Annotated in this window: 13 protein-coding genes; 7 read left to right on the forward strand and 6 right to left on the reverse strand. The window is 66.3% G+C overall.

Annotation, left to right across the window (positions count from 1 at the left end; all coding sequences use genetic code 11):
- Position 1: 1 nt before the first annotated feature.
- The 5 genes from ABD024_RS03510 to lpxC all read left to right on the forward strand — a co-directional run bounded on the left by ABD024_RS03510 (position 2) and on the right by lpxC (position 5,588).
- On the forward strand, positions 2–952 hold the full coding sequence (locus ABD024_RS03510) for a D-alanine--D-alanine ligase (RefSeq protein ID WP_343849736.1): 951 nt from the start codon (positions 2–4) through the stop codon (positions 950–952).
- Positions 949–1,683 (forward strand): cell division protein FtsQ/DivIB, encoded by a 735-nt coding sequence (locus tag ABD024_RS03515; RefSeq protein ID WP_343849738.1) that lies wholly within the window; start codon positions 949–951, stop codon positions 1,681–1,683. Before ABD024_RS03510 ends, ABD024_RS03515 begins: the two co-directional genes overlap by 4 nt.
- Complete coding sequence (gene ftsA / locus ABD024_RS03520) at positions 1,680–2,912, forward strand: cell division protein FtsA (RefSeq protein WP_056387557.1); 1,233 nt, start codon at positions 1,680–1,682, stop codon at positions 2,910–2,912. Before ABD024_RS03515 ends, ftsA begins: the two co-directional genes overlap by 4 nt.
- Positions 2,913–3,036: 124 nt before the next feature.
- Positions 3,037–4,224, forward strand: coding sequence for a cell division protein FtsZ (ftsZ, locus tag ABD024_RS03525; RefSeq protein ID WP_343849741.1), 1,188 nt, complete (start codon positions 3,037–3,039; stop codon positions 4,222–4,224).
- 449 nt (positions 4,225–4,673) lie between these two features.
- Entirely contained in the window at positions 4,674–5,588 is a 915-nt protein-coding gene (gene lpxC, locus ABD024_RS03530; RefSeq protein ID WP_343849744.1) for a UDP-3-O-acyl-N-acetylglucosamine deacetylase, read from the forward strand.
- 181 nt (positions 5,589–5,769) lie between these two features.
- Here the strand turns inward: lpxC and ABD024_RS03535 are convergent, their stop codons facing one another.
- Positions 5,770–6,252, reverse strand: a complete 483-nt coding sequence (locus ABD024_RS03535; RefSeq protein WP_343849746.1) for a DciA family protein — start codon at positions 6,250–6,252, stop codon at positions 5,770–5,772.
- A 27-nt stretch (positions 6,253–6,279) separates the two neighbouring features.
- Here ABD024_RS03535 and ABD024_RS03540 point away from each other — a divergent pair, with 27 nt between their 5' ends.
- Positions 6,280–7,209 (forward strand): M23 family metallopeptidase, encoded by a 930-nt coding sequence (locus ABD024_RS03540; RefSeq protein WP_343849748.1) that lies wholly within the window; start codon positions 6,280–6,282, stop codon positions 7,207–7,209.
- Positions 7,210–7,403: 194 nt separating this feature from the next.
- The gene (gene secA, locus ABD024_RS03545) at positions 7,404–10,145 is read left to right on the forward strand and encodes a preprotein translocase subunit SecA (RefSeq protein ID WP_343849750.1); all 2,742 of its coding nucleotides are present in this window, start codon (positions 7,404–7,406) and stop codon (positions 10,143–10,145) included.
- Positions 10,146–10,217: 72 nt separating this feature from the next.
- Here the strand turns inward: secA and ABD024_RS03550 are convergent, their stop codons facing one another.
- The 5 genes from ABD024_RS03550 to ABD024_RS03570 all read right to left on the reverse strand — a co-directional run.
- The gene (locus ABD024_RS03550) at positions 10,218–11,069 is read right to left on the reverse strand and encodes a symmetrical bis(5'-nucleosyl)-tetraphosphatase (protein ID WP_343849752.1); all 852 of its coding nucleotides are present in this window, start codon (positions 11,067–11,069) and stop codon (positions 10,218–10,220) included.
- Between the two features lie 15 nt (positions 11,070–11,084).
- Positions 11,085–11,468, reverse strand: coding sequence for a Co2+/Mg2+ efflux protein ApaG (apaG, locus tag ABD024_RS03555; RefSeq protein WP_056387533.1), 384 nt, complete (start codon positions 11,466–11,468; stop codon positions 11,085–11,087).
- A 67-nt stretch (positions 11,469–11,535) separates the two neighbouring features.
- Complete coding sequence (gene rsmA / locus ABD024_RS03560) at positions 11,536–12,324, reverse strand: 16S rRNA (adenine(1518)-N(6)/adenine(1519)-N(6))-dimethyltransferase RsmA (RefSeq protein WP_343849755.1); 789 nt, start codon at positions 12,322–12,324, stop codon at positions 11,536–11,538.
- A 62-nt stretch (positions 12,325–12,386) separates the two neighbouring features.
- Positions 12,387–13,385, reverse strand: a complete 999-nt coding sequence (pdxA, locus tag ABD024_RS03565) for a 4-hydroxythreonine-4-phosphate dehydrogenase PdxA (protein ID WP_343849757.1) — start codon at positions 13,383–13,385, stop codon at positions 12,387–12,389.
- A 15-nt stretch (positions 13,386–13,400) separates the two neighbouring features.
- On the reverse strand, positions 13,401–14,660 hold a 1,260-nt coding region (locus ABD024_RS03570; protein WP_343849759.1), incomplete at its 5' end, for a peptidylprolyl isomerase.

The raw sequence follows: 14,660 nt of genomic DNA on the forward strand, positions 1-14,660 counted from the left end.
CATGAAGGTGACCGTGGACAAGATCAGCGATCCTGCCCGGTTCGGTCGCGTCGCCGTGGTGATGGGCGGCAGCTCGGCCGAGCGCGAGGTCTCGCTGGATTCCGGCCGCAACGTGCTGGAAGCGCTCAAGGCGCGCGGTGTGGACGCGCATGCGGTCGACGGCATCCCGGCGCTGCTCGATGCGCTGCGCACCGAACGCTTTGCGCGCGTGTTCAACATCCTGCACGGCCAGCACGGCGGTGGCGAGGACGGCGTGCTGCAAGGTGCGCTGGAGGCGTTGAACGTGCCGTACACCGGCTCGGGCGTGCTCGGTTCGGCATTGTCGATGGACAAGACGCGTTCGAAGCGCGTGTGGCAGTCGCTCGGCCTGCCGACGCCGAAGTTCGTGGCCCTGCCGCGCGGCGCGGACGTGCATGCGGCGGCGAAACAGGTCGGCTTCCCGTTGATCGTGAAGCCGGCCTGCGAGGGTTCCAGCGTGGGTGTCACCCGCGTGTTCGAGGAGTCGCAACTGGACCAGGCGGTCGCGCTGGCCGCGAAGTATCCGGGCGACCTGCTGATGGAAACCCTGATCGAGGGCGACGAGCTGACTGTCGGCATCCTCGGCCGCCAAGTGCTGCCCAGCATCCACATCGTGCCGAAGGGTGCGTTCTACGACTACAACGCGAAGTACATCGCCGAGGACACGCTGTACCTGTGCCCCGGTCTGGAAGGCGACGCCGAAGCGGAGCTGCGCGCGTTGTCGCTGCAGGCGTTCGATGCGCTCGGTTGTGCCGGCTGGGGCCGCGTCGACGTAATGCGCGACCGCGCCGGCCGCAACTGGCTGCTGGAAGTGAACACCGCGCCGGGCATGACCTCGCATTCGCTGGTGCCGAAGGCGGCCAAGGCGGCCGGTATCGACTACCAGGAACTGTGCTGGCGCGTGCTGGAAACCAGTTTTCGGGAGGGCATGTGAAAGGAACCGTCCGCCTCGTCGCCTGGTGCCTCGCCATCGCGCTCGTCGCGCTGCCGATCGTCGGCGTGCTGCGCGGGTGGTTTGCGGCCGGGCGCTGGCCGGTGACCCAGCTGACGGTGCAGGCCGAGTTCAAGCATGTCAGCGCGGACGACATCCGCGCTGCGGTGCGGCCGCGCCTGGGCAAGGGTTTCTTCGCGCTGGATCTGGACGCGGTGCAGAAGGCCGTCGCCGCGCTGCCGTGGGTGGAGTCGGTCGAGGCGCGCAAGCGCTGGCCGGATACCTTGCAGTTGCGCATTTACGAGCGCCAGCCGTTCGCCCGCTGGAACGACAAGCAGCTGATCAGCCGGCAGGGTCTGGTGTTCGATGCGCCGGGCATGGATGGCGCCGGCGCGCTGCCGAGCCTGCATGGCCCGGATGCACGGCTGGCCGAGGTAGTCAGCTTCTATGCGGAAACCCGCAAGGCCTTTGCCGGCACTCAACTACAGATCACCGGCGTGGCGCTGACCGACCGCGGCAGCTGGAGCGTGAGCATGGCGGACGGCGCGCAGATCGTGATCGGCGACCGCGAGTACGCCGGGCGCCGGCTGCGTCGCTTCCTCGACGTCTACCCGCAGCTGATCGCCGGCCATACCGACGGCTTCGCCTATGCCGATCTTCGCTACACCAATGGATTCGCCGTGCGCTGGCCGCAGACGGCCGCCGTCAACGCTGGAGGTTCGCCCCGCTCATGAAGCCGCGCAATGACAAGCAATTGGTGGTCGGGCTCGACATCGGCACCTCGAAGGTGGTGGCGATCGTCGGCGAGTACGAGCCGGGCGAACCGATCACCGTGATCGGCATCGGCACCCACGTCTCGCGCGGCATGAAGCGCGGCTCGGTGGTCGACATCGAATCGACCGTGCACTCGATCCAGCGCGCGGTGGAGGAGGCCGAACTGATGGCCGGCTGCGACATCCGCTCGGTCTACGCCTCGATCTCCGGCAGCCACCTGGAAACCCGCAACTCGCACGGCAACGCGGCGATCCGCGACCGCGAAGTCACCGCCAGCGACCTGGAGCAGGTGCTGGAAGCAGCCAGCGCGGTGGCGATCCCGGCCGACCGCAAGGTGCTCTACAAGGAGTCGCAGGAATACCGCATCGACGGCCAGGACGGCATCCGTGCGCCGATCGGCATGAGCGGCGTGCGGCTGGAGGCAAACGTGCACCTGGTCACCGGTGCGGCGGCGGCGGTGCAGAACGTCACCAAGTGCATCCAGCGCTGCGGCCTCACCGTGGACGAGCTGGTGCCGTCGGCCGTCGCCAGCGCGAAGGCGGTGCTGACCGACGACGAGCGCGAGCTGGGCGTGTGCCTGGTCGACATCGGCGCCGGCACCACCGACATCGCGATCTACACCCAGGGCTCGATCCGCTACACCGCCTCGCTGCCGGTCGGCGGCGACCAGGTCACCAGCGACATCGCCTACGGCGTGCACACGCCGACCGCGCATGCGGAGGAGATCAAGATCAAGTACGCCTGCGCGCAGACCGGGCTGGCGCACGCGGAGGAAACCATCCAGGTGCCCAGCGTCGGCGATCGCCCGCCGCGCCGGCTGGCGCGGCAGTCGCTGGCGCAGAGCGTGCAGGCACGCTACGAGGAAATTTTCGAGATGGTGCAGGACCAGCTGCGCCGCTCCGGCTACGAGAGCCTGGTCGCCGCCGGCGTGGTGCTGACCGGCGGCGCCTCGAAGATGGAAGGCGCGCTGGAGCTGGCCGAGGAGATCTTCCACAAGATGGTGCGCATCGGCGTGCCGCAGCAGATCGACGGCCTCGGCGAAGTCGTTTCCAGCCCGCTGCACGCCACCGGCGTGGGCCTGCTGCTGCATGGCTCGCGCGCCGGCGGTACGCGCATGGGCGGCTCGGGTGGCGGCAGTGTCGGTGGCCTGGTCGGCAAGTTGCGCGGCTGGCTCACCCGGAATTTCTGATGACGATTTTTCCAAGCGGCGCAGGAGGCGCAGCCACGGGCAGAAGGACGTTCGCCCACCACCACGGACCGACAGGAGTCGCGCTCCATGGTTACAACGACAACAACTCTACGGAGGACGGGAAATGTTTGAACTGATTGATAAACTCGCACCCAATGCAGTCATCAAAGTGATCGGCGTGGGCGGCGGCGGCGGCAATGCCGTGGCACACATGTTGAATGCCAACATCGAAGGCGTGGAGTTCATCGTCGCCAACACCGACGCGCAGGCGATGACCACCTGCGGCTCGCGTACCCATCTGCAACTCGGTGGCAACGTGACCAAGGGTCTCGGCGCCGGCGCGAATCCCGAGGTCGGCCGGCAGGCCGCGCTGGAGGATCGCGAACGGATCGAGGCGATGCTCGAAGGCGCCGACATGGTGTTCATCACCGCTGGCATGGGCGGCGGCACGGGTACCGGCGCGGCGCCGGTCGTGGCGCAGCTGGCCAAGGAAAAAGGCATCCTCACCGTGGCGGTGGTGACCAAGCCGTTCCCGTTCGAGGGCCGGCGGCGCATGCAGGTGGCACTGAAGGGCATCGAGGATCTGCAGCAGCACGTCGACTCGCTGATCACCGTGCCGAACGAGAAGCTGCTCAGCGTGCTCGGCCGTGACGTCACCTTGCTCAACGCATTCAAGGCTGCCAACGACGTGCTGCAGGGCGCCGTGCAGGGCATCGCCGACCTGATCACCGCCCCTGGCCTGATCAACGTCGACTTCGCCGACGTGCGCACCGTGATGTCGGAGATGGGCCTGGCGATGATGGGCTCGGGCACCGCTCGCGGCGACGACCGTGCCCAGGCGGCGGCCGAGGCGGCGATCAAGAACCCGCTGCTGGAGGACGTCAACCTCAACGGCGCCTGTGGCATCCTGGTCAACGTCACGGCGGGTCCGAACCTGACCATGCGCGAGTTTGACGAAATCGGCCGTATCATCCACGACTTCGCCAGCGAGGACGCCACCGTGGTGATGGGCACCTCGCTCGACCCGGAAATGAAGGACGACGTGCGGGTCACCGTGGTTGCCACCGGTCTCAACCGGGCGATGGCGTCGCGCCAGCAGCCGCCGATCCGCATGGTCGAGACCCAGCAGGTGCAGATGCGCCCGCGCCCGGTCGTGCTGCGTACCGGCACCGGCAACGAGGTGGTCGACTACGCGCAGCCGGACATGACGGTCAGCCACAGCCGTGCGGAACCCGCGGCGCCGGCAAAGAATGCCGAACCGGGTTTCGATTACTTGGATATCCCGGCGTTCCTGCGTCGCCAGGCCGACTGAGAGCTGGTGTTTCTGGCAGGTTGCGCAGGTTAAGGAGATGCGAAAATATTGAACAAATGCCCGCTGGGTCGGTCCGAACTTTTATCGTGCCCGTTATCGGCTTCAGCCGGTCGCGTCGTGCGTGAGATGTGAGGGGTGGCGGTCGTGTCGGGCTCCGTTCATCGTTGTACCAAGCAAGACTGTGCGTCGGATGACGCACGGCCAGCCGCCGCGGATTCGCCCGTGACGGTCGGCCCGATGCCCCGTGCCGGATTCCCGTCCCAGGCACGGAGCGTCGCGTCGAACCGTCGCTTCATCGGGAAAACCGCAGCGGATGCCCGTCGCTTCCAAGGATGAAAGAAACATGAAGGCTTAATCAGACTGTACGGTACGGTTTGCTTTTATCACAGGTTAAAACTGTGTTAGCATCCGCTCCTGATTGGCTGCTGCCTACACAGGTACCAACTACAATGATCAAGCAGCGTACGCTTAAGAACATCATCCGGGCGACCGGTGTCGGCCTGCATACGGGTGACAAGGTGTACATGACCTTGCGTCCCGCGGCGCCGAATACCGGCATCGTATTCCGCCGTACGGATCTCGATCCGCCGGTGGATATTCGCGCTCGCCAGGACAATGTCGGCGATACCCGGCTGTCGACCACGCTGGTCAACGGCGATGCTCGCGTCTCCACGGTCGAGCATCTGCTCTCGGCGATGGCGGGTCTGGGCATCGACAACGCCTATGTCGACCTCTCCGCGCCGGAAGTGCCGATCATGGACGGCAGCGCCGGTCCGTTCGTCTTCCTGCTGCAGTCTGCCGGCATCGAAGAGCAGAACGTGGCCAAACGCTTCATCCGCATCAAGAAGCCGGTGAAGGTGCAGGAAGGCGACAAGTGGGCCAGCTTCGAGCCGTTCGAGGGCTTCAAGGTCGGCTTCTCGATCGACTTCAACCACCCGATCATCAGCCAGCGCACCTCGCGTGCCGAAATCGACTTCTCCACCACGTCCTTCGTCAAGGAAGTAAGCCGGGCCCGCACATTCGGCTTCATGCGCGACATCGAGATGCTGCGCGAGCACAACCTGGCGCTGGGCGGCTCGATGGACAATGCAGTGGTGCTGGACGACTACCGCGTGCTGAACGAGGACGGCCTGCGTTACGAGGACGAGTTCGTCAAGCACAAGATCCTCGACGCGATCGGCGACCTGTACCTGCTCGGCCACAGCCTGATCGGCGCGTACCACGCGCACAAATCCGGCCATGAGTTGAACAACAAGCTGCTGCGCACACTGATGGCCGATGCCTCGGCGTGGGAAGAGGTCAGCTACCAGGACGACCCGGCCACCTCGCCGATCTCCTACGCCCACCCGGCACAGGCGATCTGAGCCAACATCCGTCCCCTCACCAGCCCTTCACCGAAAACGGCCGTGTCGCGAGACATGGCCGTTTTTTTGTGGTTTGAATCACCTTTTGCCCGCGTTGCGCTTCACGTCTCCATGACATCGGGGGTTATTCCTTAACAAACTGCATGCTATAAACCCATCTCCGGTAGACGGACGGCGCAAGTTAGTCCGTACCGGGCACGGGGGAATCAGCGGTTTCGGCGAAGGACGCCAGCTCAAGGAACAGTGCCCGCAATTCGGGGTCTGTGAATGACGCGGCGGCGGCCCTGAGGTGGGCGGCGGCGGCGGGCGAAAGCGGTTTCGACCGGTCCGGCGCTATGGCGACCACCGGTGGGGGGACCACTTTCACGGTGACTGAACTGGCGCAGGTGCCGATGGCATGTGCGGTGGCAAGGATTTGTGTCTGCATCAAGCGCAGGCGCGATGCCCAGCCCGGTGAAGACGCCAGAAAGACGAGGCGGTCGTTGCGCAGGTTGGCGAATCTCACCTGCTCGCGCAATGGCGATGGCAACGTCTGGCGCAGTGCGCGGTCCAGCGCTTCCAGCGCACCGGCCTTTCGGGCCAGTGTCGCGAAGGAGCCGCAGTCGACGAGGGACTTCGGTCCGTTGCCGATGCGGCGGGAAGTGGCCGGAGTGGCGCGTTGCATGGTGCCGGAATTCGATCTTGGAAAGACATGCAAATCATACTCGTATCACGTGCCAGGAAATTGCCGAAAACCCTTGACCTGGCGAACCGTCGCCTGCGCTGGAAACTGTTTTCGGCGGTCTCGCTGGCGGTACTCGGTTGCATGGGGGTTGGTGTGGCACTGGCCGTGCTGGTGGCCAGTCCGCGTGACCGGGCGCTGGCCGAGATCCGCGACCTGCAGCAGCAGATCCAGCAACAGAATGCCCAGTTGGGCGGCGTGCGGCAGGACGCCCAGCGCGGCCTCGACGCGCTGGCCGTGAAACTGGGCCAGCTGCAGGCCCAGTCGACCCGCCTGAATGCACTGGGCGAACGGCTGGCCGAAGTCGGCAAGCTCGACGGTGACGAATTCGATTTCGACCAGCAGCCGGCGGTGGGCGGCATCGAGGACGCCGGCAGCAGCGCGTATGCCCTGCCGCCTGTGCTGGACAACAGCATCAACCAGCTGGCCAGTCAGTTCGACCGGCAACAGGCGCAGTTGTCGGCGCTGCAGAGTCTGTTGCTGGACGCCAAGATCGAATCGAACCTGAAACCGACCGGGATGCCGGTGCCGGGCTATATTTCCTCCTATTTCGGCGTGCGTGCGGACCCGTTCGAGGGCCGCGCGGCGCGGCACACCGGCATCGATATCTCGACCCCGCTCGGCACGCCGGTACATACCGTGGCCGAAGGCATGGTGACGTTTGCCGGGGTGCGCAGCGGCTATGGCAACGTGATCGAGATCGACCACGGCAACGGCTACATGACCCGTTATGCGCACAACAGCGCGTTGGTGGCGCATCCGGGCCAGCATGTGCAGGTCGGCGACGTGATCGCCCGGGCTGGCTCCACCGGCCGCTCCACCGGGTCGCACGTGCACTTCGAGGTCTGGTACGACGGCCGCGTGGTCAATCCGCTGGCGTTCGTGCGCAACCACCGCTGACCCCGGGCCTCCGGCCCGGCGTCCCTTGAATCCCGCCACGGCCGGCGCCATTCAGGACGGTGGGATCGGCGTGGCTTGAGCGGCCGTATCCCGACAGGGGTTGACCCTCATGGGCGGCGTCCTGTTGGCATGTAGTAACATGCCCGATTGGCCCGCGCCTGCAGCGGGCATTTCACTCCCAACCCGGAAGATCGATGTTCAATCGTGCCCTGACGAGCCTGTTTGGTAGCCGCAACGAGCGCGTATTGCGCCAGCTTTCCAAGAGCGTTAACCGCATCAATGCGCTGGAGCCCGAATTTGAAAAGCTGAGCGATGACGCCCTGCGCGGCAAGACCGACGAGCTCAAGCAGCGCATTGCTGCCGGCGATTCGCTGGACAAGCTGCTGCCGGAGGCGTTTGCGGTGGTCCGCGAGGCAGCCAAACGCACCTTGGGCATGCGTCATTACGACGTGCAGATGATCGGCGGCATGGTGCTGCACCAGGGCAAGATCGCCGAGATGCGCACCGGCGAGGGCAAGACCCTGGTCGGCACGCTGCCGGTCTACCTGAATGCGCTGGCCGGCAAGGGCGTGCACGTGGTTACCGTGAACGACTACCTGGCCCGGCGCGACTCCGCGCAGATGGGCAAGCTGTACAACTTCCTCGGCCTGGATGTGGGCGTGGTGTATCCGGGCATGGATCACGCCGACAAGCACGCGGCCTATGCCGCCGACATCACCTACGGCACCAACAACGAATTCGGTTTCGACTACCTGCGCGACAACATGGCGCTGAGCAAGGAACAGCGCTACCAGCGTGGCCTGCCCTACGCGATCGTCGATGAGGTCGACTCGATCCTGATCGACGAGGCGCGCACCCCGCTGATCATCTCCGGCCCGGCCGAGGATTCCCCGCAGCTGTACCTCGCGGTGAACAAGATCGTGCCGCAGATGATTCGCCAGACCGTGGAAGACGGCAGCGGCGATTACTGGGTGGACGAGAAGCAGAAGCAGGTACACCTGTCCGAGGAAGGCATGCAGCATGCCGACGAGCTGCTGCGCGCGGCCGGCGTGATCGACCAGGACAGCGGCCTGTACGACTCCAAGAACCTGGCGGTGGTGCACCATCTCAATGCCGCACTGCGCGCGAACGGCATCTACCAGCGCGACGTGGACTACATCGTGCGCGACGGCGAGGTGATCATCGTCGACGAATTCACCGGCCGCACCCTGGCCGGAAGGCGCTGGTCGGACGGCCTGCACCAGGCGGTCGAGGCGAAGGAGGGCGTGCCGATCCAGCGCGAGAACCAGACGCTGGCCACGGTGACGTTCCAGAACCTGTTCCGCATGTACAAGAAGCTGGCCGGCATGACCGGCACGGCCGACACCGAAGCGTTCGAGTTCCAGAGCATCTACGGCCTGGAGGTGGTGGTGATTCCCACCCACAAGCCGATGATCCGCAAGGACAACCCGGACATGATCTTCCTCGCGCAGGATCCGAAATACCGTTCGGTGATCGAGGACATCCGGGATTGCCACAAGCGTGGCCAGCCGGTGCTGGTCGGTACCACCTCGATCGAGGTGTCCGAACTGCTGTCCGGCCTGCTGACCAAGGCCGGCGTGGCGCATGAGGTGCTCAATGCCAAGCAGCACGAGCGCGAGGCGCACATCGTGGCCCAGGCCGGCGCGCCCGGCCAGGTCACCATCGCCACCAACATGGCTGGCCGCGGTACCGACATCGTGCTGGGCGGCAGCCTGGAAGCGGCCTTGGCCGAATTGCCGGCGGACGCCAGCGAGCTGGATCGCCAGCGCGTCAAGAGTGAGTGGACGGTATTGCACGAACGGGTGGTCGCGGCCGGCGGCCTGCACATCATCGGCACCGAGCGGCACGAGTCACGCCGTATCGACAACCAGCTGCGCGGCCGTTCCGGCCGCCAGGGCGATCCGGGCTCCTCGCGCTTCTACCTGTCGCTGGAAGACAACCTGCTGCGCATCTTCGGCGGCGAAGGCCTGGTGCGCTGGATGAAGCGCTTCGGCATGAAGGACGACGACGCGCTGGAAGATCGCATGATCAGCCGGCAGATCGAGAAGGCGCAGCGCAAGGTCGAGCAGCACAACTTCGACATCCGCAAGCACCTGCTGGAGTTCGACGACGTCGCCAACGACCAGCGCAAGGTGATCTATGGCCAGCGCGATGAACTGCTCGAGGGCGACGACGTGTCGGCCACCGTCGCCGACATCCGCGAAGATGTGGTGCAGACGATGGTGCGCGCGTATGTGCCGGACGACAGCATCGACGACCAGTGGGACCTGGCCGGCCTCGATCGCGAGCTGGAAAGCGAGCTCGGCCTGTCGCTCGATCTCAAGAACTGGATCGAGCAGCAGCAGGAGATCGATGCCAGGATGATCCTCGAACACGTGCGCGGTGCGGTGAACGGGCTGTTCGAGGCGAAGGAGGCACAGATCGGCGCCGACACCATGCGCCAGCTGGAAAAGCACGTCATGCTCACCGTGGTCGACAACGCCTGGAAGGATCACCTGGCCAGCATGGACTACCTGCGCCAGGGCATCTATCTGGTCGGTTATGCGCAGCAGGATCCGAAGCAGGCGTTCAAGCGCGAGTCGTTCAAGCTGTTCTCCGAGATGCTCGAACGGATCAAGGCCGAAGTGACCCAGATGCTGGCGCGGATCCGCATTCGCAGCGAGGAGGAAGTTGCCGCCATGGAGGCCGAGCAGCGGCGCCTGGCCGAGCGTTTGCAGAAGCAGATGCAGGCGAGCGGTGGCGGCGCTCCGCCGGTCGGGGCGTTCGGCGGCGGCGAAGCGGCGGCACCGGTCGGCGCCGGCATGCGCCTGGCGCAGCAGCCGGCGCAGCATGACGGCCCCAAGGTCGGCCGCAACGATCCGTGTCCGTGCGGCTCGGGCAAGAAGTACAAACACTGCCACGGCCAGCTTGCCTGAGTCGTCGCGGGCCCCATGAAAAACCCCGCCGCGGCGGGGTTTTTCATGGGGGCCGGTTCAATGCGCGGTGAATCAGTCCTCGGCGCCCGGCGGCCGCTTGCGGTGTGGCTCGGCGTTGACGGTGACGTACTGCAGCTCCTCGCCATCCAGCCGCAACGCGGTGAGTTGTCCGCCCCATACGCAGCCGGTGTCGATCGCGTGCACGCCGAGCCCGGCGAAGCGACCCAGCGCCGACCAGTGGCCGCAGACAATGCGGGTATCGCGCAGGCGCATGCCGGGCACCTCGAACCATGGATACAGTCCCGCTTTCTGCGTGCCGGGGACACCCTTCGCCTCGAAGTCGATGCGGCCATTGACGTCGCAGTAGCGCATCCGGGTCATCGTGTTGATGGTGGCGCGCTGGCGGTCCAGCCCTTGCAAGCGGCTTGACCATACCGCGGGCCGGTTGCCGAACAAGTTGCGCAGCAGGCGCGGATGACGCGGGCTGGACAGTTCGCGCTCGACGTCTTCGGCGGATCTCTGGGCCTGCCGCAGCGTCCACATCGGCGCCAGGCCGGCGTGCACCATCGTCCAGTTGAGCTTCTCGTCGTGGTGCAGCAGTTTCTGCGAGCGCAGCCATTCGAACAGCACCGGCGCGTCGTCGGCGAACAGCACCTCGCGCAGTTCGGGATTCACCCGCGCCTGCGCATCGGGCCGGCGCTGGGCGATCGCCAGCAGGCTGAGGTCGTGGTTGCCCAGGGTGATCACGCTGGACTCGCGCAGGCCGTGGATCAGCCGCAGCGTGTCCAGCGACTGGCCGCCGCGGTTGACCAGGTCGCCGCAGAACCACAACTGGTCCTGCGCCGGGTCGAAGCGCAGCTTGTCGAGCAGGCGTTGCAATTCGGGATAGCAGCCCTGCACGTCGCCGATCGCGTACGTAGCCATGTCAGCGCAGGGCCATCAGTGCAGCGTACGCGGAATGGACAGGGTGAAGGTCGGGATGGGGGCGTCGAACTCCGTGCCGTCGTCGGCCAGCATCTGGTAGCTGCCGCCCATGGTGCCGACCGGGGTTTCCAGCACCGCGCCGGAGGTGTATTCGAAATCGTCGCCGGGCCGCATCCAGGGCTGCTCGCCCACCACGCCCTCGCCGGTCACTTCCTCCACCTTGCCGTTGGCATCGGTGATCATCCAGCGGCGGGTGAGCAGGCGTGCGGGCATCTTGCCGGCGTTGCGCAGGGTTATGGTGTAGGCGAAAACGTAGCGATTGTCACCGGGCTTCGATTGATCGGGGACGAAGCGGGTTTCGACCTGCACGTCGATCGTGTAGGAAGATTTTTCAGTCATGGCCGGATTGTAAGGCCTGTCGCCATGAATGGGGCGAAGCGGCCACGATCGGGACGCCGCTTCTTCGTCAGAGACTGCCGTAGATCTTGGCCAGACGCACGAAGTCGCTTGGGGCAAGGGTTTCGGCGCGCGCTTTCGGGTCGACGTCGGCGCGGCGGATCGCGTCGGCATCGAGCAATTGCCTCAGCGCATTGGCCAGCGTCTTGCGCCGCTGCCCGAACGCGGCCTTGACCACCGCGTAGACGTGCCCGGGCTGCGCATCGTGCAATTCGTCGGCCGGCAGCGGCAACAGTCGCACCACCGCAGATTCCACCTTCGGTGGCGGACGGAACGCTTCCGGTGGCACGTCGAACAGCGGCTCGACCCGGCACGCCAGCTGCAGCATCACCGACAGCCGGCCATACACCTTGCTGCCCGGCTCGGCGGCCATGCGGTCGACCACTTCCTTCTGCAACATGAAGTGCATGTCCTGGATCGCCGCGGCGTGCTCGAGGCAATGGAACAGGATCGGGCTGGAGATGTAGTACGGCAGGTTGCCGGCGATGCGCAGCCGCGCTACCCCGTGGCTGTGCGCCAGCGCGCTGAAGTCCACTCTCAGCACGTCGGCGTGGATGATGTGCAGCTCGCCCGCGGTGGCGGCACGAGCCTGCAGGGCGGGGATCAGGTCGGTATCCAGCTCGATCGCGGTGAGCTTGCCGGCCGCGGCCAGCAGCGGCAGGGTCAGCGCGCCCTCGCCGGAGCCGATCTCGACCACGAAATCCTCCGCCCGCGGCGCAATCGCGCTGACGATGCGGTCGATATAGCGCCGGTCGTGCAGGAAGTGCTGGCCGAAGCTTTTCTTGGGGCGCGCGTTCATGAGGCAGGAGCGAGTGGAGAGGAGTGAGAAACGAGTGGGGCAGCTTTGCTTTTACTCATTTCTCACTCCCCTCCACTCATTTCATTTTTGCGCCGGACCAGCGCGAGCGCCATGTTCGCCGCGGCGATCAGGCTGGCCGGGTCGGCGGTGCCGGTACCGGCGAGATCCAGTGCGGTGCCATGGTCGACCGAGGTACGGATGAACGGCAGGCCGAGGGTGAGGTTCACGGTGCGGTCGAACGCTTCGCTCTTCAGCACCGGCAGCGCCTGGTCGTGGTACATCGCCAGCACCGCGTCGTAGCGCACGCGTTGTGCCGGCACGAACGCGGTGTCGGCGGGCAGCGGGCCGAGCAGGTGCATGCCTTCGCCGCGCAGTGCGTCCAGCACCGGGATCAGTGTGTCGATCTCCTCGTGGCCGAGGTGGCCGCCTTCGCCGGCGTGCGGGTTGAGGCCGAGCACCGCGATGCGCGGCTCGGCGATGCCGAACTTGCGTTGTAGTTCGGCATGCACGATGCGCAGCGCGCGGGTCAGTGCGGCCGGCGTGATCGCTGCCGATACCGCCGCCAGCGGCAGGTGGGTGGTGACCAGCGCCACCCGCAATTCCGGGCTGGCCAGCATCATCACCACCTCGGCGTGCACGCGCCCGGCGAAGAATTCGGTGTGCCCGCTGAAACGGATGCCGGCGTCGTTGATCGAGGATTTCTGCAGCGGTGCGGTGACCACCGCGTCGTAGCGTCCGGCCATGCAGCCGTCGGCAGCTTCGGCCAGCGTGTCCAGCACGTGCCGGGCGTTGTGGGGATCGGGCCGGCCGGGTACTTCATCGATGCCCAGCGGGGTGTGGCGCACGCGCAGCGTGCCGGGACGGCGCGCGGCTTGCGTGCTGCCGTCGTCATCGACCAGCTCGATGGTCAGGCCGCAACGTGAAGCTGCGCGCTGCAACAAGGCGCGGTCGGTGATCGCCACCAGATCAGCCGCCAGCGGCGTGGCGGCCAGCCGGATCAGCAGCTCGGGGCCGATGCCCGCCGGCTCGCCCGCGGTGAGCGCGAGCCGGGGCAGTGGCATGGCGTCCAACCGCCTTTACGGCGAACTGGCGGCAGCCTGGTCGTCCGCGTTGCGCAGCTCGGGTACCAGGATGTCGACGTAGGCGTTGGAGCGCAGGTCGCGCAGGTAATCGTCGTAGACCTGTTCGGACTTGCGCGTACCGATGGCCTGGCGCGCCTGGTCACGTTCGATCTGCGTGGTCTGGTCGCTCTGGCGCTCGCCGAGCCGCTGCAGGATGTGCCAGCCGGCTTCGCTCTGGAACGGCTGCGATACCTCGTTGTCCTTCAGCTGACCCAGTTGCGTGGCAATGGTCTGGCCCCACGCCTGCTGCGGGAACCAGCCCATGTCGCCGCCGAGGTTGGCGGTGGTGTCGTCCTTGGAGTTTTCCTTCGCCAGGGTGGCGAAGTCCTCGTGCTTGTCGACGATGCGGTGGTACAGGTCCTGTGCCTTCTGCCCGGCCTGCGCCGGGGTCAGCAGTTCGCTCGGCTTGATCAGGATCTGCCGGGCGTGCAGTTCGGTGACCATCTTGCGACTGCTCTGGCGCTGGTCGACCAGCTTGAGGATGTGGAAGCCGGTCGGGCCGCGCAACGCCGGGCTGACGTCGCCGGGCTTCATCGAGGTGATGGTGTCGGCGAACGCCGGCGGGATCTCGTCCAGCCGGCGCCAGCCGAGGTCGCCGCCGTCCAGCGCGTCGGGCGCGTCGGAGTAGCGAATCGCGGCGGCGTTGAAATCCATGCCGCCGTGGATCGCCGCCAGTGCCTGCTCGGACTTGGTCTGGCTGGCCTGGATCGCCGTCGCGTCGGCACCGCCGGGGATGCTGATCTGGATATGCGCCAGATGCACTTCGCCGGCCTTGTAGGTCGGGCTGCTGAGCAGGTTGTCGATCTCGCTGTCGGTGATCGAGACCGAGTCCTGCACCACGCTCTGATGCAGCCGTTGCACGGTGATCTGGTCGGACAGCTGCGCGCGGAACGCGGCGAAGCTGGCGCCGCTGCGCTCCACCTCGGCACGCAGCTGCTCGGGGCTGAGCTTGTTCTGCTGGGCCACGCCCTGGATCGCCTGGTCGACGTCGGCGTCGGACACGTGGATGCCCTGGTCCTGCGCCTTCTGGATCTGCAGCCGCATCAGCACCAGCCGGTTGAGCACCTGCTGCTGCAGTACGTTCATCGGTGGCAGTTGCTCGGTGTGGCCGGCGTACTGCTGCTGCACCGAGAGCACGGCTTCGTTCAGTTCGCTCTGCAGGATCACGTCGTCGTTGACCACGGCCACCATGCGGTCCAGCGGCTGGCTGGCCGC

This window comes from Rhodanobacter soli (assembly GCF_039523495.1).
GTDB lineage: Bacteria > Pseudomonadota > Gammaproteobacteria > Xanthomonadales > Rhodanobacteraceae > Rhodanobacter > Rhodanobacter soli.